This is a genomic window from Streptococcus sciuri (genome assembly GCF_024814375.1).
Classification (GTDB): domain Bacteria; phylum Bacillota; class Bacilli; order Lactobacillales; family Streptococcaceae; genus Streptococcus; species Streptococcus sciuri.
In genome coordinates this window covers 332069-353745 of sequence record NZ_JANUXX010000001.1, presented here as the reverse complement: position 1 = coordinate 353745, position 21677 = coordinate 332069, and the positions used below count along the sequence as shown (strand labels likewise).

The window sequence follows — 21677 nt, the reverse complement described above, 5'->3', positions numbered from 1 at the left end:
TATGCGTGACAATCACTTACATACTTTTTTTTCATACGATTCCAAAGCGCAATTTGAGGATTATTTGCGAGCTTACTCAGGTGAAATTGTGACAACAGAGCATTTTGACTTGTCCAACCCTTATAGCCAGCAGGATGATATTCCTGATTATGAGCGCTATTGTCATGAGATTGAAAGACTCAATGCTCTCTATGGTAATCGTATCAAAAAAGGAATCGAGATTGGCTATTTTCAGCCACGTGAGGCGGACATCAAAGCTTATCTAGCAGGTAAAGATTTTGATCTCAAGCTACTATCAGTTCATCATAATGGCATTTACGATTATCTGGATGATAAAGTTGAAACCTTGCCAAAAGATGCTGTCATTACCGATTATCTTAAACGTCTGGATGATGCGATTGGGCGCGTGGAAGCTGATGTCCTTGCCCACTTTGACTACGGTTTTCGTCGCTTTGATGTGACGACTGCTGAGTTAAAGAAGTACGAAAATCAGCTATGTTCTATTTTTCAAAAAATGATGGATAAACATCTTGCTTTTGAGTTAAATGCAAAATCTATGTATCTCTATAATCATGAGCATCTTTATTGTTATGCGCTAGAGTTGTTAACCAAGCTAGGTTGCAAATGCTATTCTATCGGCTCTGATGGTCATCAGTTAGAACATTTTCGCCTGAATTTTGACAAGATTACAGCGTTATTAGCAGATTATGGTATTTCTGAGAGTCAATTGATCAGCTGACAGCTTACAAAAATAGAAAAAGAACTCTAGTTGTGTTCAGAGTTCTTTTTCTATTAACCAACAAAAGTATTGATTTCTTTTTCGATATGAGCAATTTTACGCTCTGATTCATCTAGGCTACTGCCGACAGTTGCAACGTAGAATTTAATTTTAGGTTCTGTACCAGATGGACGGACAGCAAACCAAGAGTCATCGGCTAAAAGGTATTTTAAAACATTGCTAGGTGGTGTCGTTAATGCTATCACACGACCATCCTTAGCGGTAGCTGTTTGTTTTTCAAAATCTTCCAGAAGGACAATATCTGTTTTATTAAATTGTGTTGGTGCATTGTCTCGGAATTTATCCATGATAGCTTTAATTTGCGCAGCACCATCCACACCTGAGAGGGTTAATGAAAGTGTTTTTTCAGCGTAATAGCCGTATTCTCTGTAGATTTCCTCAATACCATCAGATAGTGTCATACCACGTGAGCGGTAGTAAGCAGCGATTTCAGCAACGATAAGAACAGCTTGGATAGCATCTTTATCACGAACGAACGGTTTAATGAGATAACCAAAGCTTTCCTCAAAGCCAAACATATAAGTGTGGTTGTGTTTTTCCTCAAATTCTTGAATTTTTTCTGCGATAAACTTAAAGCCTGTCAAGACGTTAAACATAGTTGCATCGTAGCTTTCAGCGATCTTTGTGACTAACTCAGTTGATACGATTGACTTAGCAAGCGCAGCATTATTTGGAAGTGTACCTGCTTGCTTGTGAGCTTCAAGGATATATTTAGCAATGATAGCACCAATTTGATTACCAGATAGATTTCTATAGGTACCGTCTGCTTGACGAATCTCAACACCGAGTCGATCTGCATCGGGATCAGTTGCGACAAGAACGTCAGCGTCAACTTTATGGCCAAGTTCTTCAGCAAGAGCAAAAGCTTCTTGGTTTTCTGGGTTTGGAGATTTTACGGTAGAGAAATCTGGATCCGAAACAGCTTGAGCTTCAACAACTTGAACAGAATCAAATCCAGCTTGAGCAAGTGCGCGACGAGTCAACATTTCTCCCGTACCATGTAGTGGTGTGTAGACAATTTTCATGTCTTTACCATATCGTTCAATCAACTCTTTATTGATAGTAACATCAGAAACTTCCCTGAGATAGGCACTATCAACATTTTCACCAATGACTTCGATAAGACCAGTGGCTTTTGCTTTGTCAAAATCAGCTAGTGCAATATCAAATGGATGTGCAATGGCACGAATATAGTCAGTCAACGCATCAGCGTCAGCGGGTGGCATTTGCCCCCCATCTTCACCGTAGACTTTGTAGCCATTGAATGGTGCAGGGTTATGGCTTGCAGTTATCATGATACCTGCAAATGTATGTAAATGACGCACCGCAAAGGAAAGCTCTGGTGTAGGACGCAAACTCTCAAAGACATACGCTTTAATGCCATGTTCGGCCAAGACCTGAGCAGACTCAAAAGCAAACTCTTGTGAGAAGTGGCGAGAATCGTAAGCGATGGCGACACCTCGTTTCTTAGCTTCATCACCTTTAGAATTAATCAATTGCGCAAGTCCTTCTGTCGCTTGGCGAACAACGTAAATGTTGATACGGTTTGTCCCAGCACCGATAAGTCCACGCATACCAGCTGTACCAAACTCTAAGTGGGTGTAGAAAGCATCTTCTTTTGTCTTGTCATCCATAGCAACAATTTCATCTCGTAGATAATCAGGTAAATCTTTAAAGTCAAGCCATTTTTGACAACTGTCCTTGTAAGACATAGGTAAATCACTCCTTAATTTAAAATGTAAATCCCAACGAATGGTTAAGAAAATATACAACCGTTTTCATTATAACATTGTTTTCTTAAAAAGGCACGCTTTTTGAAGAAAAAGCAAAAAAGCAAGATAACGATTTGTCACATAAAAAGATGATTAAAAGTCGGTACATTTCTTAATAAAAATAGTTTAGTTTCAAAAATAACATATAGTATAAATGATGTCAAAAACTCTTAAAAACCGCTTGACAAAGTCATTCGGGGGGGGGTATAATAAAAGCTATGTGAACAATTTCAAGGATAAGATGGGGTTTAAAGGGAATGAAACCTTGAAAAACTGCCATAACATAAAAAGAGTACAATAAAAAAGAGTTGTATTCTCATAGTAAAGGAGTTTTCATGACTGGTTCTAGTCGTCGTAACAGACGAGAAACAAAAAAAATGAAATCCACACTAACTATTATCAATAGTGTATTAGTGGCTATTTGTGGAGGATTATCTTTTTACACAATTTATGCTATGTATAGCTATCATTTTTTAGCTTTTCGCTATATTAATGTTTTGCTAACAACGCTATTATTGGGTGCTTTGGTTGTAAGCTTGATTTTGATTCTCCTAAAACGTGCTAAGAAGATAACCACAACCCTGCTAGCTATTGTTTTGGTCGTTACCTTTAGTATCATATTTGCTTTTCGCTCTGCTATCAACCTTGGAGAAAGTTTGAATAAATCGACTTTTTATTCCGAAGTCGAGATGAGTGTCGTTGTGCCAAAAGATAGTTCTATCACATCTATTGACCAAGTAAAGACAGTAGAAGCACCAACTTCTAGCGATTCTGAGAATATCGCCGCCTTGATCAAACAAGTCAAAACGGATAAAGGCATAGATTTGCAAACTACGACTGTGGATTCTTATCAAAAAGCTTACACCAATCTTATGGAGGGTAGCTCTCAAGCTATGGTGTTAAATAGCGCCTACTCTAGTCTTTTGGAGTTACAGGATAAGGATTTCTCTTCTAATCTCAAGACACTCTACACTTATAAAGTTAAGAAGGCGACAAAGTCTAGTGCAGTATCCACGGATAAGGATAGTTTTAATATCTATGTATCTGGGATTGATACCTATGGATCGATTAGTACAGTGTCGCGCTCAGATGTTAATATCATCATGACTGTTAATCTAAAAACGCACAAGATTTTATTGACTACTACTCCGCGCGATAGCTATGTGCAAATTCCAGATGGAGGCAACAACCAATATGACAAATTAACACACGCAGGGATTTATGGTGTTGACACGTCTCGTAAGACTTTGGAAAACCTTTACGGTATTACAATCGACTATTATGTTCGTCTTAATTTTACATCTTTCTTGAAATTAATTGATGAAATCGGTGGCATTACCGTTTACAATGATCAAGCTTTTACTTCTTACACCAATAAAAATTACAGTTTTGGAGTGGGAAATGTCACTCTGAATTCAGAAGGTGCCTTGGCTTTCGTTCGTGAACGGTATTCGCTTGAAAATGGAGATAATGACCGTGGAAAAAATCAAGAAAAAGTTATTTCTGCAATCGTCAATAAATTGGTATCCTTCAATTCTTTGACAAAGTTATCTGCGATTGTCTCTAATTTACAAGACTCTATCCAAACAAATATGCCTTTATCTGATATTATGGAGATTGCCAATTCACAATTATCTTCTGATGATAAGTTTACAGTGGCGTCACAAGCTGTCTCAGGTACAGGTTCAACAGGTCAGCTAACCTCCTATGCTATGCCATCAGCTAGTTTATATATGATGCAACTCAATCAAGATAGTATTGATAAGGCAAAAGCGGCAATTAATGCAACGCTAAATGGAAATTAAAGGGAAAAATATGATTGATATTCATTCACACATTGTTTTTGATGTTGATGATGGGCCAAAGACTCTGGAAGAAAGTTTAGCTCTGATTGGTGAGAGTTATAGGCAGGGTGTACGTACTATCATCTCTACTTCACACCGCCGCAAGGGCATGTTTGAAACGCCTGAGCAGACGATTTATGAGAACTTCCAAATTGTCAAAGAAACTGCACAAGAGCGTTATGAAGATTTAGCTATTCTCTATGGAGGCGAGCTCTTTTACACAGAGGACTTACGTCAAAAGCTTGAAAAAGGTGTGGTGCCGACTTTAAATGACACGCGCTATGCTCTGATTGAATTTAGTATGTTGACACCTTGGAAAGAGATACACTCTGCTTTGACAAAAGTTTTGTTATTAGGGATAACACCTGTTGTAGCTCACATTGAACGCTACAATGCTCTAGAGTACAAGGTGGATCGTGTAAAAGAGTTGATTGATATGGGGTGCTATACTCAGATTAACAGTAATCATGTATTAAAACCTAAGTTTTTTGGCGATAGCGAGAAAATTTTTAAAAAGCGTGCACGCTATTTTTTAAAGGAAGATGTGGTGCACTGCGTTGCCAGTGACATGCATAATCTTAATAAACGTCCACCTTATATGCAAGAAGCTTATGATACCATCTTTAAAGATTATGGACGACAAAGAGCACATGCTTTGTTCAAGGGAAACCTTGAGAAAATACTAAAAAATCAAATATTATAGGAGACTGTATGAACGTAAAGGAAACTTCTACCATCGAAATTGATGTCATTGTTTTATTTAAGAGTCTATGGCACAAAAAGTTTCTTATCCTTTTTGTATCTTTGTTTGTGGCTGTTCTGGCTTTTTTAGCGAGTACTTTCCTTTTACAAAAGGAGTACACTTCAACCACACGTATCTACGTGGTTAATCGTACAGATAACAATATCACTAACCAAGATTTACAAGCAGGCAGTTACTTGGTCAATGACTACAAAGAAATTATTACTTCAGCTGATGTCATAAATCAAGTGATTGAAAAAGAAAAACTATCTCGGGCACCAAAAGTGTCTGTTGCTATTCCAAGTGATACACGTGTGATTTCAATATCTATAAAAGCTTACAGTGCCAAGGAAGCAGCAAGAGTTGCTAATACTATTCGTGAAGTTGCAATACAAAAAATCAAAGATGTTGCTAAGGTTGAAGATGTCACGACACTTGAAGTTGCTAAAGTTCCTAATGCACCATCTTCACCAGACGTTAAACGTAACACGCTTCTGGGCTTTCTAGTGGGAGCTTTCCTCACTATGGTAGCTGTCATCCTAGCAGAAGTTCTTGATGACCGTGTTAAGTCAGCTGAAGATGTGGAAAACAAATTGGAACTCACCCTCCTAGGAACTGTCCCTGATATGAATAAACTATAAGGAGATATGATTGATGACACGTTTGACGATTGCTTCTAAAAAGCAAAGCTTATACGAGAAAGCCGAGGAATATTATAACTCTATTCGGACTAATATCCAGTTTAGCGGTAGCGATATTAAGAGTATTGTCCTCACCTCTGTTCAGCCAAACGAAGGCAAGACTACGACAGCTGTCAATCTCGCCATTTCTATGGCTAAAGTAGGTTTTAAAACTCTATTGATTGATGCGGATACTAGGAACTCTGTGCTGTCAGGGACTTTCCGAGCAGAAGGTAGTATAGTGGGTTTAACCAGATATTTGTCTGGTAATGCCGAGTTAGCAGAAGCTATCTGTGAGAGCGATGTTTCTAATCTCATGGTTATCCCATCAGGGCAAGTGCCACCTAATCCCACTAATCTCCTACAAAATACCAATTTCACTCACATGATGGAGATGGCTAAGCAATTGTTTGATTATGTGATTGTTGATGCGCCACCGATTGGCTTAGTGGTAGATGCAGCAATTATTGCTAAGCATTGCGATGGTGCTATCATTGTCACCGAATGTGGAGCTATTAAACGTCGCTTTATCCCTAAAGCCAAGGAGCAGTTAGAAAATAGTGGCACGCAATTTTTAGGAGTTATTCTTAATAAAGTGCATCATAGTGTTAGCGCTTATGGTGAATATGGTAATTATGGCGACTACGGTGAGTATGGAAGAAAGAGTAAAAAAACACGTAGGAGGAAGTAATTTTTATGTTCAGTGAGCCCCCCCAAAAAAAAACTATCTACCTTATCGGAGATAGTTTGGCGATTATTTTTACTTTTTTGGTACTAGCTTGCTTTTTTAACCATCCTTTCTTATACAATCCTAAATTTCTATTTGCTGTCGTTTTTTGTGGTGAGTTCTACGCTATATGGCTTGACACTTACTCAAGTGTTTTTATGGGAAGCTATAGAGAGGAAATAAAATCTGCCTTTATTTTTTCGCTGGTAATACTTGTCATCAGTGTACTTGTAGTTTACGGTACTCATCTTTTAGGAAGTGATGCTATTGTACCTTTAGATGGGCACTATATGTTTAGCCAGCTCTTTTTGGGGACAGGTTTGCTTTTTCTAGGTCGTTTGTTGGTCAAGTTATTAAGCAAAGTTCTTTTTGTAGAGACGTCAAATGTCATTTTGCTGACCAATTTTAAAAGTGAAGAGAAGTTGGTAAGAGAGCTCTATCAAAATGGCTACCGTGTTTTGGCTTATTTTAGTCAAAATGCTCCTTCTGTGCCATTTTTGCAAGTGCCAATTTTACATGATTTTGAGGAAGTACGCCGCCTTTTATCTCAAAACGAAGTTTCAGAAGTTTTTGTCACAAGTGATGCTTTTAGTGACTTTGATAGAAATCGTGACCACTTCAATGCTCTAGGTCTATCTGTGAATTTAGCATTTGATGTCAGTAGAGAAGAAAACCTCTCCAAACTAACTTTTCATAGGATTGGATCCATTTCGACATTGACTTCATCGCTCAATCATATCCACTTAGGAAGTTTGATATTTAAGCGCTTGTGTGATATTGTGTTCAGTATCATTGGACTTTTTATCACAGGGATTGTGGCGATTATCATCTATCCTATCGTTCAAAAGCAATCTAGAGGCTCTCTGATTTTCAAGCAAAAGCGTGTTGGAAAGAACGGAAAAATCTTTGAAATCTATAAGTTTCGAAGTATGTACTTAGACGCTGAAAAGCGTAAAAAAGAACTCATGAAAGAAAATGAGTTGACTTCTGATTTGATGTTTAAGATGAAAGACGATCCTCGTATTTTTCCTTTCGGACAAAAAATGCGAAACTGGTCTATTGATGAACTGCCACAGTTTATCAATGTTCTAAAAGGGGAAATGTCCCTCATCGGTACGCGTCCACCAACGGTGAACGAATACAGTAAATATGAGTTGCATCACTTTAAACGCTTAGCCATGAAACCTGGTATTACGGGTATGTGGCAGGTTAACGGTCGCAGTAATATTACGGACTTTGAAGAAGTTGTTGCCCTTGATATGTACTACATCAAAAATTGGTCTATCTGGTTAGACGTCAAAATTTTTCTAAAGACGATAAAAGTGATTTTAGTTAAAGAAGGGAGTAAATAGATGCCTCAATCCGTATATATCATAGGCTCAAAAGGGATACCTGCTAAGTACGGAGGTTTTGAAACTTTTGTCGAAAAATTGACACAGTATCAAAAAAATACAGAAATTCACTACTACGTGGCTTGTATGCGAGAAAATTCTGTTAAGTCTGATATTACAGCAGATAAGTTTGAATACAATGGTGCCACTTGTTTTTCGATTGATGTTCCAAATATCGGTCCAGCAAGAGCCATTGCCTATGATATTAAAGCTTTGAATATGGCAGTTGATCTAGCCGTTCAAAATCAGGATGAGTCACCTATTTTTTACGTTCTCGCTTGTCGTATAGGTCCTTTTATTAAAGAAATTAAGAAAAAAATAAAATCTATCAACGGTAAGCTGTTAGTTAATCCAGATGGTCATGAGTGGCTACGTGAAAAATGGTCTCTTCCTGTTCGCAAGTACTGGAAAATATCTGAGCAATTGATGGTAAAGCATGCTGATCTTTTGGTATGTGATAGTAAAAATATCGAAGCATATATTCGGAATGATTATAGCAAGTATCATCCGCATACAGCCTATATCGCCTATGGTACCGACTTGACCAAGTCATCTTTAATGCGAGATTCTAAAAAAGTTCGCCACTGGTTTTCAGAAAAAGCGATTACAGAAAAAAACTATTACCTTGTCGTTGGACGCTTTGTTCCAGAGAATAACTATGAGGCAATGATCAAGGGATTTATGGCATCGAACTCCAGTAAGCAGCTTGTCTTAGTTACTAATGTTGAAAAAAATGCTTTTTATGAAAAGTTGCGTAAAAAAACAGGCTTTGATAAAGATTCACGCATCAAGTTTGTTGGAACTGTCTATGATCAGGATTTATTGAAATATATCCGTGAGAATGCTTTTGCTTATTTTCATGGTCATGAGGTAGGAGGAACCAACCCCTCACTACTAGAGGCACTTTCTTCCACCCCTTTAAATCTTCTCTTAGATGTCGGCTTTAATCGTGAAGTCGGTGAAGATGGTGCCTTGTATTGGCAAAAAGATAAACTCCAACAGACTATTGAACAAGCAGAGCAAATGACACAAAAAGAACTGGCAGAGATAGAAAGAAAAGCTTATCAACGTGTAGCCGATGCTTATAATTGGGATGATATTGTTGAAATGTATGAAAAATTATTTATAGAAGGAAGATGAGAATGAAAAAAATTGCGATTATGATGGCAACTTACAACGGTGAGAGCTATATCAAAGAGCAACTCGATTCTATCTTATCTCAGACTAATCAAGATTGGATGTTGTTTATCCATGACGATCACTCAAGTGATAATACGTCTATGATTTTAAAAGAGTACGCTAAAAAATATTCTGAGATTGTACTCATTACGGATAGTAGTGTGGTCGGCGGTAGCTCCGAGAAAAATTTTTCAGCAATTCACAAGTGGGTGACAGACCATTACGATTTTTCTTATTTTATGTTTGCAGATCAAGATGATGTCTGGTACGAAACCAAAATCGAAGAGAGCCTTAAAAAGCTAGAGTCTGTTCCTGAATACAAGATTAAGCCTGTACTTGTGCATACGGATTTGGAGATTGTTGATGAACATCTAAACCAATTGGGAGAGTCTTTTTTTGCTTATCGTGCCTTAGATGCTTCGGTGAACGATTTAGCTCATTTATTAGTCCAAAACAATGTAACAGGCTGCACCATGTTTTGGAACAAGGCGTTAAATGTTAGATTACATTTAGATAGTGATAATGTAGCAATGCATGATTGGTGGATAACTCTGGTAGCAGCTAGTTTTGGTCGTATCGTTGTCCTCAATAAACCAACCATAAAATACCGTCAGCATGCACGTAATGTTGTTGGAGCTACTAAAGTCAATACTATTGGCTTCATTTTAAAAAGACTGATGGGAAGCTCCCACGTCAAGCAGACGCTTGCTTTGTCTTTTAAACAGGCAGAAGCTTTTTATAGTGTTTACATCGATCAGTTAGATACTCAATCAAAGAATATTTTAGAGCGTTTTATCGCCATTCCAAATAGAAATAAACTATCTAGAGTGTATCAAGTGACGAGATATGGATATCTTAAGCAAGGCAAAGTGCAAATTATTGGTGAGTTGCTCTTTGTGTAGGAGGCAAAGATGAAGATTAACTTTATACTACCTTTTAAGCGTATGACTGGAGGTATTCGAGTTGTTTATATTTATGCTAATTATTTGGTAGAGCAAGGTCATGATGTGACTTGCTATGTTCCTATGATTAGCTATAAAGGAAAAGGACAGTCAGCGCTTTATCGTCTCAAAGCCTCTTTAGGAAATACGATAAAAAAAGAGCAGTGGTTTGATCGAAAATTTTCCATTCAGTTAGTACCTTATATTAATGAAAAGTTTATACGAGATGCAGATGTTTCGGTTGCTACTGCTTGGCAAACAGCTTATGATGTTGCTCGTTTTTCTGAGAAAAAAGGTAGAAAATATTATTTTATCCAAGGATATGAGATTTTTAATGGTGATAAGAATCGAGTTGAAGCTTCCTATGAGTTGCCACTTCATTTGATAACTGTGACCAAGGGTCTAAAGAAAACGATATCTCAATTTACCTCAAAAGACATAGATATCGTTTATAATGGTTTGGCAGATGATGAGTATATCAAGGGCGATAAATCATTAGAGGCGACACCAAGTGTTGTGATGATGTATCATGAAAGTGAGCATAAACGTACACAAGATGGCCTAAAGATTATTAAAAAATTAAAAGAACGCTATCCTAGCTTAAAAGTCAACATATTTGGACGTAGGATTCCAGAAAAATTACCAAATGCTTATCATGTTGCAGTCAATCCTGAGCGTTTTGTCATTTTGGAAATGTATCGCAAGTCTGACATCTATTTATTTACGAGTGATATTGAGTCATGGGGGTTGCCAATTGTTGAAGCGATGGCAAATAAATGTGTTGTTGTCGGTAGAAAACTTGGTGCTCTATCTGAGTTAGGAAATGAGACGAATGCTGTTATCGTTGAGCATTTAGAGGATATAGAAGAGGCGGTATCCTCTCTATTAGAGGATAGAGACAAGCTAAAAAAAATTCAAGAAAAAGCTTATCAGACAGTGCAACCTTTACACTGGAAGAACTCTTGTCGAAAGTTTGAAGAACTTTTACTAGAAGATTAAAAGAAGTGGAGAAACGTTTTGTTATTGAGAAAACTGTTCGCTAATATCATGCCACTGTTTTGGTTATTTTTAATGGCAACTCTGTATACGGGGCAAAATGTAAATGCGTTTATTGTTTTGGCGTTTTTGTTAGGAACTGTTTATTTTGCTATATTCCACAAAAAACTAATACTGTCTAAAGATGATATTCCGATACTTTTTTTTATCTTTTATTATCTAATAATTACTATAATAAATGGTCAAAACATTATAGGATTTATCATTAGATTTGTTTGTCTCCCTTTTATTGTGATTGTTTTTGATCGTAGCCAAAGATACGACAGGTTGCACATCTTAAAACAGTTTCGAGATTTCATCGGTTTAACTGCTATATATGGTCTTGTGGAGTATATTATCCATTTTAATTACATGGCTTATTTTGTCAAAATTGATGCCGTTGAGTGGATAATTAAAATGAACAACGCTCCACTTTACTACCCTAGCTCAATATTTTTGCACTATACTTATTTTTCATATGTACTGCTGGTAGGCTTTATTTTAGAGCTAGTATTGCCTTATAAGCAGAAAATATTTAGTATACTATACCGATTACTGGTAGTAATAAATATTTTTTTATCTCAATCGCGTATTGTCTGGCTTGCCTTTCTTGTTGTGTTTCTTGTTAATTTGCTCTTTTTTACATCTAGGATGAAAATCGAGCGAAAAAAACTGATAAAATGGATGATTGCTTTCACCTGTTTTGTAGTATTCTCCATAGTATTTCATTTCTTTCAATTTATTTTTAGTTACATTACACAACGCTTCATCTCCCTTTTTTCTTATGGGTTATCTGATGGTTCTTTAGGTCAGCGTGTAGGAACGTTAAACAACTGGGGCGAATACTTTGATTTAAGTAGCGTAAAGGCTATATTTGGATCAGGATTTGGAGGAGTATCAGATTACTTACTCAATTATTCTTACTTCTCAGGGTATAGCACAGCAGACTCCACTATTACGGTGTTCTTGGTTGAATCTGGAGTAGTGGGACTCATATTATTTATTATAGCAATACTCAATTTACTGATACATGTTATAAATGTCAAAAATGAGTTTTCTCGTTTGTTGTTACTTTTGATAATAGGGACTTTATTAACGAGCCTAACAGTTGACTTTACTGCCAATTATGTTGTATTATACCTTTTCTATGTTGTTCTTATAGTATCATTGATGAATATAAGATATAAGGAATAGAGAATATTTGGATAGGGAAAACTATACTATGAAACACAATATTATGTATTTTTCATCTGTTTCTGATTTAACTTCGGGAGCAAGTCATTCCTTAGTTAAACTGGTATCCTTAGTTCAGAAGGCAGGACACAATGTTGTTGTTATTTTGACAGAACATGGTCCAATAGAGGACAAGTTAAAACAAGAAAAGATTTCCTACCATGTCATTAAACAATGCAGTTGGAATGTTTGGATGAAAAATGTAGCGGACAAGAAAGATTTCATATATCATCTCAAATATCCTCTGCGTCAGTTTATTAATAAACTTGCCATTCAAAAAATCACACGACTCGTTAGACAATATCACATTGATGTTATTCATATGAATACTCTGACTTCTTTTGTGGGAGCTGAGGTTGCCAAAAGAGAACATATCAAGTTAGTCTGGCATATACGTGAATTTATGGAAGAGGATTTGGGAATAGAGTTTTGTCAACCTAAAAAAGCAGTAGCTCTTGTGCATCAGGCAAATGCTACAATTGCGATTTCTCAGGCGATTGATATTAAGTTTGCTCCTATTTTTGCAGTTGATTGCCATGAAGTGATTTATAATGGTGTTTCTATAGAAGATTATTTTATTGATAAAACTCCTTTTTCAGCTGGCACTATTAGGTTATTGTCGTCAGGACGTATCATGCCTGGTAAGGGGCAAAAAGATTTGCTATTAGCACTTGCTATGTTATCAGAGCAAACACGTCGTAAGATTGTGTGTGACATGATTGGAAATGTTGAGAGTCAAGCTTACTTTGATGAACTCATGTCTATTAAAGAAAAGTACCAGTTAGACAACGTTCACTTCCATGGTTTTCAAAATGATACCAAGGCATTCTTTGAAAAGGCAGATGTTTTGTGTGTTTGCTCAAAAAAAGAAGCTTTTGGGCGTATCACTGTTGAGGGGATGCTATCTGGTGCGCTTGTTATCGGAACAAACTCTGGTGGAACAAAAGAAATTATCGATCATCATAAGACAGGATATCTTTATTCTCCAGAAAATGCGAAAGAGCTATGCACTATTTTAGAAGAAGTGGTCAAACATCAAGAAAAAGCGCAAAAAATTGCTAAAAAAGGACAAAATAAAGCGATTAAAATGTTTTCAGATACTGCAAATGCTCATAGTGTAACGTCTGTTTATGACTGCGTATAAAGTGATGGAGGCGTAAGTGAAAAAAAATTATCTTTATTTATTTAAAAATATTGGTTTACTAACACTTAGTAATTTTGGTTCGAAAATCCTTGTCTTTTTGCTTATTCCTCTTTATACGAGCGTTTTGACAACTGCAGATTATGGCATTTATGACTTATTTTACACCTCGATTTCTTTGTTGCTTCCGATTTTGACATTAAATATTTCAGAAGGTGTTTTGCGATTTGCGCTTGATAAAGAAAATGATGAGAGCATTATCTATTCCATTGGATTCAAAGTGACGGGGATTGGTTTTGGCATTCTAGTTGTTGCTTGCGTATTAAATCTTATTTTTAATCTCTCTCCTCTGTTAAATGAATATGGTTTTTATTTTGTTTTGTTGTATCTCACAACAGCAGTTTATCAGTTATTAACGTCATTTATCAGAGGAATTGATAAAGTGACGATATTATCTATATCCTCTGTCCTCAATACCATAGCTATTTTGATTTTTAATATTTTATTTTTACTCGTTATCAAAGAGGGATTGATTGGTTATTTTTGGGCAAATATCTTAGGAACACTACTGCCTATTGTGTATCTTGTCTACAAAATTCATCGTTATAACATTACACTAACAAAGCGCCAAGACAAAGGATTAGAGCGTGAGATTATTGCTTACAGTCGTCCTCTTATTTTAAATTCATTAGGCTGGTGGTTGAACAATGCTGCAGATCGGTATATAGTTATTGCTTTTTGTGGTGTTGCGGCTAGCGGTGTTTATTCTGTAGGCTATAAAATTCCATCGATTTTAAATATTTTTGCCAATATTTTTAATCAAGCATGGGTGTTATCTTCTGTAAAATCTTTTGACAAAAAAGAGGATATCACTTTTTTTGAAAAGGTCTATAGCAATTACAATATGATGTTAGTGATTTTGTGTTCATTGTTAATTGCAAGTAGTAAACTGTTAGCGGTATTTTTATATGCAAATGCTTTTTATAAAGCTTGGATTTACGTACCGTTTTTATTGATTGCCAATGTTTTTGGGGCGATTTCAGGATTTGCTGGTGGCATTTTCTCAGCCGCTAAAGATTCTAAAATCTACAGTATCTCGACTTTGATAGGAGCAGGTGCTAACATTATCTTTAATGTTATCTTGGTCTATTCGATTGGAGTGATTGGTGCTGCTATCTCTACTATGTTATCTTATTTTGTTGTTTGGCTCATTAGGCTATACACCATGAAAAAGTATATCTCACTTAATCTGACATTATTACGCGATTGTCTAGCTTATCTGCTTTTAGTTGTTCAGTCAGTGGCTCTGATAGTAATCTCTAAAGATACTGTCATGTATCTTTCACAATGTGTAGCAATCGTCCTATTGATCTTACTGTTTAGAAGAGAGGTGGCAGGTATAAAATCCTCTCTTTTGACCTTATTTAACTGAAAATCTTCTATTTGACATATAAAGGAGGCAAAAATGAAAATAGCAATTGCAGGTACAGGTTATGTTGGTTTATCATTGGCAACTTTACTATCTCAGAATCACGAAGTGACAGCTGTTGACATCATTCCTGAAAAAGTGGAAATGATCAATCAGCGCATTTCACCTATTCAAGATGATAGAATTGAAGAATATTTTGCGACCAAGACATTACATTTAACTGCAACTTTAGATGCACAAAGCGCTTATCGTGATGCAGATTTTGTCATTATAGCTGCTCCAACTAATTATGATAGCCAGAAAAATTTCTTTGATACTTCAGCAGTGGAAGTAGTCATTGAGCAGGTTTTAGAAGCCAATGAGACAGCAATCATGGTCATTAAGTCAACGATTCCAGTTGGATACACTAGTCATGTTCGCCAAAAGTATAATACAAATCGTATTATTTTTAGCCCAGAATTTCTCAGGGAATCTAAGGCACTTGAGGATAATCTTCATCCTTCACGTATTATCGTAGGGACAGATTTGTCAGATGAGCTACTGGCCCAAAAAGCTCATGATTTTGCCGAATTGTTAAAAAAAGAATCCTTAGATAAGGACACACCAATGCTCGTGATGGGCTTTACAGAGGCGGAGGCTGTTAAGCTATTTGCCAATACTTACCTTGCTTTGCGTGTTTCTTACTTTAATGAGCTAGATACCTATGCTGAAAGTAGAGGACTTGATACAAAGCAGATTATTGAAGGAATTGGTTTAGATCCTAGAATCGGCAGTCACTATAATAATCCTAGCTTTGGTTATGGTGGCTATTGTCTGCCAAAAGATACCAAACAGCTACTTGCCAATTATTCAGACGTTCCTCAGAATATGATGTCAGCTATCGTTGAGAGTAATCAAACTCGAAAAGATTTTATTGCTGAACGTGTCTTGCAATTGGCAGGCTTTAAAGAAAATCAGAAGGAAGTTGTTGTCGGTGTCTATCGCCTCACCATGAAGAGTAATAGTGATAATTTTCGTCAAAGCTCTATCCAAGGAGTCATGAAACGTATTAAATCTAAAGGGGTTAAAGTTATTATTTTTGAACCTAGTTTAAAAAACGAAGAACGTTTCTTTGGCAGTGAAGTCGTTAATGATTTAGAAACTTTTAAAAAAATGAGTCATGCTATTGTTGCTAATCGTTATGATGAATCCTTAGATGATGTTAAGGATAAAGTTTATACACGTGATATTTTTAGACGAGATTGAAAAAAACTAGTTCTATACGATTATCGTATAGAACTAGTTTTTTTAGGTTAGCGCTGTTTTAAAACAGGAACGATAGCCAGTGTCAGAATGATAGAGATAATGAGCTCAACTAGAGAATTGGCAGAGAGAATGACAGCAAGGAGATTTTTAAAGTCATTGCCGTAAAAATGTCCAAAGAAAATGTAGATGCCTAATAGAACAAAAATGGTATTTGTCACAGAACCAACAGCTCCTGCTAGCGCTAATGCTAATTTTCCGTGTAGGAATCTAGCGATATAGTAAGGAAATACACCAATCAATATACGTGGCAAAAAGGCGATGACAAGGGATGCTAGATTGCCATGCTCAACAAAGGGAGAAAATAGATAACTAGAAGGCATAAGTATAGTTGTATTGACAATCATACTGAGTAAGCCCATAAGTCCCCCTAAAGTTGCTCCGATACGAGGTCCATAGATGATAGAGGCGATAATCACAGGAATATGAACGATGGTTGGTCTGATTGGAACAGGCCAGAGATTAAAGATAAAAATCGTGAGAAAGTGGATGACAAGCATAATAGCAAAAAAGATAGCTATAACAGCAATGTTATATGATTTTTGTTTTTTCATAAGAACTCCTCAGATGTAGCTAATGTAATGTATCGTTGATAGTTTGAATGATGACCTCGAGATGAGCGAGAGCACCACGTCCAACATCTCCGCAAGCAAGCAAACTCTCCCGAGGTTTTATCTCACAAAAACCAGCTTGTTTGAGGAGGGACAAATTCGCCTGGGTGATGGGATTGTCGTACATTTTGGTATTCATAGCTGGAGCCAGAATCTTTGGCACATTTTGGGAAAGAGCCAGCGCTGTAGCCGTTACGATATTGTCAGCAAATCCGTGTGCTAAATGAGCGATAGTATTTGCTGAAGCAGGTGCTAACAAAAAAAGGTCACAGCTTTTTGCTAAGTCAATATGGTTGATGACTTTGGGATTTTCCTCAGTCATGAGATTCATATGAACGGTATTTTTAGAGAGTACTTGCAGCGTTAGTGGTGTGATAAATTGACTGGCAGCTTGTGTCATAAGAACCTGCACATCATAGCCAGACTGTGTCAATTGATTGGCTAAATCAGCAGATTTGTAAGCAGAAATACTACCTGAAACAGCAAGGATAATCTTTTTTTTAGTCATGAGTCACCACTTTCTCGTAAATAAGTTGTGCAATCTCCTTTTTGTTATGAGCTTCAAAGGCTGTATTTTCAGTGAGGAGATAGGCGTGATGTCGTTTTGTATCAATTTCTGCCAAGTCATTTGCTAGAATATAGTCTGCTTGATTACGTCGGAGACTTTCTCTAGCAATACAAAATAGTTCTTCTTTTGGGACATTAACCAAGAGTTTAAAGCCGATAAGGAGAATATCAGGATTCCAAATTTTGATATGAGAAATAATTTTTGGTGTTTTTTTGAGAAAGAGTACCTGATAGTCGCTATCTGATGAGATTTTAGTTTCTGTGTTTTTTTGATTCAAAAAAGATGTGAGATCATCAGCTTCGCAAACGCTTTCTAAATCAGTCATATAAATAGGACTGTAATCAGAAACAGCCATGCTGTGAATGATAGCTTCCTGTGTTTTGACAAGAGGTTCAAGTAGTTCTTTAAGGTGATTAACATTAGAAACAATTTTGACGGTAAGGTTGGGATGTTGTGACGGTTTGATAGCTTGTTTTGTTGTAACCAAGGTGACATCGTGTCCTTTATCTAAAAAGGTTTGAGCAATGAGACTACCAAGAGCGCCAGTAGCATGGTTAGTAATCCCCCTCACACGGTCAATCTCTTCTGTTGTTCCACCAGAAGTAATTAAAATTTTCATGGAGATATTGTAACAAAAAAAGATCTATTCGTAAAGTATTTAGCCAAAAGGAAAAGTGTGATGAATAAAATAACGAACGTTTAAATATAATCCATAAAAAACGTGCGTTTATTATGGATGTTTGTTATAATAAAACTATAAAGATAGAGAGGTGTCGAATGAAATCTGATATTGAAATTGCACAAAGTGTGACCTTAAAACCTATTGCTGAGGTAGTTAAACAAGTAGGAATTGATTTTGATGATTTGGAACTTTATGGCAAATATAAAGCAAAATTATCATTTGATAAGATTGAAAAAATAAAAGCAAATAAGCTAGGGAAGCTTATTTTGGTGACAGCTATCAACCCAACACCAGCAGGTGAAGGAAAGTCTACTATGTCTATAGGACTCGCTGATGCACTCAACAAAATGGGTAAGAAAACCATGATTGCTTTACGTGAACCCTCCCTTGGTCCAGTTATGGGGATCAAAGGAGGTGCAGCTGGAGGAGGTTATGCACAAGTTCTTCCAATGGAAGATATCAATCTCCACTTCACAGGTGATATGCATGCGATTACGACAGCAAATAATGCCCTTTCTGCCTTAATTGATAATCATCTTCATCAAGGAAATGAGCTTGGTATTGACCAACGTCGTATCATTTGGAAACGTGTTGTTGACCTTAATGATCGTGCCCTTCGTCATGTCACAATTGGTTTGGGTAGCCCTGTTAATGGTATTCCACGTGAAGATGGTTTTGACATCACTGTTGCCTCAGAAATCATGGCAATTTTATGCTTAGCAACTGATATTAATGATTTGAAAGAACGTTTGGCAAATATCGTGGTTGCTTACCGTTATGATCGTACACCAGTTTACGTTCGTGACCTTAAAGTTGAAGGTGCTTTGACACTTATCCTTAAAGACGCTATCAAACCAAACCTTGTTCAAACTATTTACGGAACACCAGCTTTTGTTCACGGCGGTCCATTTGCCAACATTGCTCATGGTTGTAACTCTGTTCTTGCAACAGCAACAGCGCTTCGTTTAGCTGATTACACAATTACAGAAGCGGGATTTGGTGCTGATCTTGGTGCTGAAAAATTCCTTGATATTAAAACACCAAATCTTCCAACAACACCAGATGCTGTTGTTATTGTTGCCACAATTCGTGCCCTTAAAATGCATGGTGGTGTAGCTAAAACAGACCTTGGCAAAGAAAATGTTGAAGCGGTTCGCACTGGATTTGCTAACCTTAAACGTCACGTTGAAAATGTTCGTAAATTTGGCCTACCAGCAGTCGTAGCAATTAATGAATTTGTTGCAGATACTGAAGCTGAAATTGCTGTGCTTAAAGAACTTTGTGCTGAAATTGACGTTCCAGTAGAACTTGCTAGTGTTTGGGCAAATGGTCCTGACGGTGGTATCAACCTTGCTAACGCTGTTGTTAATGCTGTTGAAAATGGCAATGCCGAGTACGAGCGCCTTTATTCAGACGAAGATTCTCTCGAAGAAAAAGTCACTAAAATTGTGACTGAAATCTATGGCGGTGACAAAGTTATCTTTGGTAAAAAAGCCAAAACACAATTAAAACAGTTTGCCCAATTCGGTTGGGATAAATTGCCAGTTTGTATGGCCAAAACGCAATACAGCTTTTCTGATAACCCAAGTCAGCTAGGAGCGCCTACAGATTTTGCTATTACGATTCGTGAATTTGTTCCCAAAATAGGTGCTGGATTTATCGTTGCATTGACAGGAGATGTGATGACAATGCCTGGTCTTCCTAAAAAACCAGCTGCGCTCAATATGGATATCACTCCTGATGGAACAGCTATTGGACTATTTTAATTAGAAAAGTCAAGCTAAGCTTGACTTTTTTTCTGTGACATTTTAGTTGATTGCAGCTACAAGTCTAGCGATTTGTGCTATAATGGAAACAATATCGTTTTTATAAAAAAGGAGGATAGTCTTATCGTATCCAAATCAAAACCTATTTATCTATTGAAAAAAGGACAGCGCGGACTTGAGCGAATATTATTTAGTCGATTGATATTGATTATTTTGCTTTTGTTTTTGCAAATCGTCTTTATAGCAAAAGCATATATATGGTTGGATCAGTATCGTACATGGTTCTTTATTATCGAACGTCTTTTGTCACTCTTAGCTATTTTTTACCTCATCAATGGTGCAATGGATGCTCTATCGCGTGTGACATGGCTTATTTTGATTATGATAGCGCCTCTTTTGGGCTCTGCTCTGCTCCTTTATACACGACTTGATCTTGGCTATCGTGAACTCAAAAGGCGTATTGAGGTTGTGACAGAAGAGTCTGCTCAGTTTTTACAGACAAAACCTGAGATTTTGACAGCTTTAAAGAGTAGTACTTCAACGACTTACCATTTGGTACGTTATTTTGAAAAAAGTCGAGGTAATTTCCCTGCTTATCAAAACACTCAGGTTATCTATTTTCCACTAGGAGAGCATTTTTTTAGTGACTTTAAAAAGGAACTTCTAAATGCTAAAAAATACATTTTCCTTGAGTTTTTCATCATCGATGAGGGTATTATGTGGGGAGAAATTTTAAATATTTTAGAACGAAAAGTTTCTGAAGGTGTTGAAGTGCGTGTTATGTATGATGGATTAGTTGAGATTACTAAACTATCAACTGACTATGTTAAGAGACTTGAGGCAATTGGTATCAAAGCCAAGTCTTTCTCACCTGTAATGCCATTCTTATCGACTTACTATAATTATCGTGACCACCGCAAAATTGCTATCATTGATGGTGAGGTTGCTTATACAGGCGGTGTGAATCTGGCTGATGAATATATCAATGTTATCAATCGCTTTGGACATTGGAAAGATACAGCTATTAAGCTAAAGGGTGACGCAGTGGACAGTTTCTTGCTAATTTTTTTACAGTTATGGTCTACGACAGAGCGTGAACTTCTTGAAATGACTGTAAAACCTTATCTGGTAGAACATGATATTTTGCCAGATACAAGTGGCTATGTTATTCCTTATGCAGACTCACCGCTTGATCAAGATAAAGTCGGTGAGAATGTCTATATTGATATTTTAAACCATGCTAGGCGATATGTTTACATCATGACACCTTATCTCATTTTAGACAGTGAGTTGGAACACGCTATACGTTTTGCTGCTGAACGGGGTGTAGATGTCCGTATCATCATGCCAGGTATCCCAGATAAACCAATGGCTTACTATTTGGCAAAGACTTACTATCGCCAACTTATGAATTCTGGAGTGAAAATTTATCAATATACACCTGGATTTGTGCATGCTAAAGTCTTTGTTAGCGATCATAGCAAAGCTGTGGTAGGAACAATTAACCTTGATTACCGTAGTTTATATCACCATTTTGAATGTGCTACCTATATGTACAAGGTTGATGCTATTAAGGATATCTATGCAGACTTTTTAGATACACAAGAAAAGTCGGAGTTGGTCACTATAAAGATGTTAAAAGAGCGACCATTATATCAAAAAATAGCAGGTTCTCTTGTTAAAACGATTGCACCACTTTTATAAGTAGTCAAGATAGAAAAAATATGTTATAATGAGTTCATGCGATGAGTCGATGAGTGGTATTGTATTGCCACTTTCGTTAAGGGAGGTCATTAACGCAGGAGCGGACTTTGGTTAGTTGTGTGAACCTACTA

Annotated in this window: 19 protein-coding genes; 15 read left to right on the top strand and 4 right to left on the bottom strand. The window is 36.8% G+C overall.

All coding sequences use genetic code 11. The features are described 5' to 3' along the window. The first annotated feature begins 1 nt into the window (after position 1). Positions 2–739 (top strand): PHP domain-containing protein, encoded by a 738-nt coding sequence (locus NXS10_RS01725; protein WP_259136971.1) that lies wholly within the window; start codon positions 2–4, stop codon positions 737–739. Between the two features lie 53 nt (positions 740–792). On the opposite strand, the gene NXS10_RS01720 is transcribed toward NXS10_RS01725, so the two are convergent. Then, positions 793–2511: a phospho-sugar mutase gene (locus NXS10_RS01720; protein WP_259136969.1), complete on the bottom strand. Its 1719-nt coding sequence runs from the start codon at positions 2509–2511 to the stop codon at positions 793–795. A gap of 395 nt (positions 2512–2906) precedes the next feature. Here NXS10_RS01720 and cpsA point away from each other — a divergent pair, with 395 nt between their 5' ends. The 12 genes from cpsA to NXS10_RS01660 are packed head-to-tail and all read left to right on the top strand — an operon-like array spanning position 2907 to position 16158. Next, complete coding sequence (gene cpsA / locus NXS10_RS01715) at positions 2907–4376, top strand: LCP family glycopolymer transferase CpsA (protein WP_259136966.1); 1470 nt, start codon at positions 2907–2909, stop codon at positions 4374–4376. Positions 4377–4386: 10 nt separating this feature from the next. Continuing rightward, a complete protein-coding gene (gene cps4B, locus NXS10_RS01710; RefSeq protein ID WP_259136964.1) occupies positions 4387–5118 on the top strand; it encodes a capsular polysaccharide biosynthesis protein Cps4B in 732 nt (243 codons plus the stop codon). 8 nt (positions 5119–5126) lie between these two features. After that, positions 5127–5798, top strand: a complete 672-nt coding sequence (locus NXS10_RS01705) for a Wzz/FepE/Etk N-terminal domain-containing protein (RefSeq protein ID WP_259136962.1) — start codon at positions 5127–5129, stop codon at positions 5796–5798. 13 nt (positions 5799–5811) lie between these two features. Continuing rightward, on the top strand, positions 5812–6528 hold the full coding sequence (locus NXS10_RS01700; RefSeq protein WP_259136959.1) for a tyrosine-protein kinase: 717 nt from the start codon (positions 5812–5814) through the stop codon (positions 6526–6528). A gap of 5 nt (positions 6529–6533) precedes the next feature. Further along, the gene (locus NXS10_RS01695; protein ID WP_259136956.1) at positions 6534–7916 is read left to right on the top strand and encodes a sugar transferase; all 1383 of its coding nucleotides are present in this window, start codon (positions 6534–6536) and stop codon (positions 7914–7916) included. Further along, on the top strand, positions 7917–9095 hold the full coding sequence (cps2T, locus tag NXS10_RS01690; protein ID WP_259136954.1) for a beta 1-4 rhamnosyltransferase Cps2T: 1179 nt from the start codon (positions 7917–7919) through the stop codon (positions 9093–9095). A gap of 2 nt (positions 9096–9097) precedes the next feature. Then, on the top strand, positions 9098–10036 hold the full coding sequence (locus tag NXS10_RS01685) for a glycosyltransferase family 2 protein (protein WP_259136952.1): 939 nt from the start codon (positions 9098–9100) through the stop codon (positions 10034–10036). A 9-nt stretch (positions 10037–10045) separates the two neighbouring features. Further along, positions 10046–11074 carry a glycosyltransferase family 4 protein gene (locus tag NXS10_RS01680; RefSeq protein WP_259136950.1) on the top strand — a complete coding sequence of 343 codons (1029 nt, stop codon included), beginning with the start codon at positions 10046–10048 and terminating at the stop codon, positions 11072–11074. Positions 11075–11122: 48 nt separating this feature from the next. Continuing rightward, positions 11123–12304, top strand: a complete 1182-nt coding sequence (locus NXS10_RS01675) for an O-antigen ligase family protein (protein ID WP_259136948.1) — start codon at positions 11123–11125, stop codon at positions 12302–12304. Positions 12305–12332: 28 nt separating this feature from the next. Continuing rightward, positions 12333–13487, top strand: a complete 1155-nt coding sequence (locus NXS10_RS01670) for a glycosyltransferase family 4 protein (protein WP_259136946.1) — start codon at positions 12333–12335, stop codon at positions 13485–13487. A 16-nt stretch (positions 13488–13503) separates the two neighbouring features. Continuing rightward, positions 13504–14916 (top strand): oligosaccharide flippase family protein, encoded by a 1413-nt coding sequence (locus tag NXS10_RS08595; protein WP_259136944.1) that lies wholly within the window; start codon positions 13504–13506, stop codon positions 14914–14916. Between the two features lie 33 nt (positions 14917–14949). Then, entirely contained in the window at positions 14950–16158 is a 1209-nt protein-coding gene (locus NXS10_RS01660; RefSeq protein ID WP_259136943.1) for a nucleotide sugar dehydrogenase, read from the top strand. 47 nt (positions 16159–16205) lie between these two features. On the opposite strand, the gene NXS10_RS01655 is transcribed toward NXS10_RS01660, so the two are convergent. Genes NXS10_RS01655 through NXS10_RS01645 form a run of 3 tightly spaced genes read right to left on the bottom strand, consistent with a single transcriptional unit; the run spans position 16206 to position 18013 of the window. Further along, entirely contained in the window at positions 16206–16769 is a 564-nt protein-coding gene (locus tag NXS10_RS01655; RefSeq protein ID WP_259136941.1) for an ECF transporter S component, read from the bottom strand. A 19-nt stretch (positions 16770–16788) separates the two neighbouring features. Continuing rightward, positions 16789–17334 carry a phosphopantothenoylcysteine decarboxylase gene (gene coaC, locus NXS10_RS01650; RefSeq protein WP_259136939.1) on the bottom strand — a complete coding sequence of 182 codons (546 nt, stop codon included), beginning with the start codon at positions 17332–17334 and terminating at the stop codon, positions 16789–16791. Further along, positions 17327–18013, bottom strand: coding sequence for a phosphopantothenate--cysteine ligase (locus tag NXS10_RS01645; RefSeq protein WP_259136937.1), 687 nt, complete (start codon positions 18011–18013; stop codon positions 17327–17329). Before NXS10_RS01645 ends, coaC begins: the two co-directional genes overlap by 8 nt. A gap of 158 nt (positions 18014–18171) precedes the next feature. Between NXS10_RS01645 and NXS10_RS01640 the strand changes: the two genes are divergently transcribed. After that, complete coding sequence (locus NXS10_RS01640) at positions 18172–19842, top strand: formate--tetrahydrofolate ligase (protein ID WP_259136934.1); 1671 nt, start codon at positions 18172–18174, stop codon at positions 19840–19842. A gap of 102 nt (positions 19843–19944) precedes the next feature. After that, positions 19945–21546, top strand: coding sequence for a cardiolipin synthase (gene cls, locus NXS10_RS01635; protein WP_373317976.1), 1602 nt, complete (start codon positions 19945–19947; stop codon positions 21544–21546). The last annotated feature ends 131 nt before the right edge of the window (positions 21547–21677 follow it).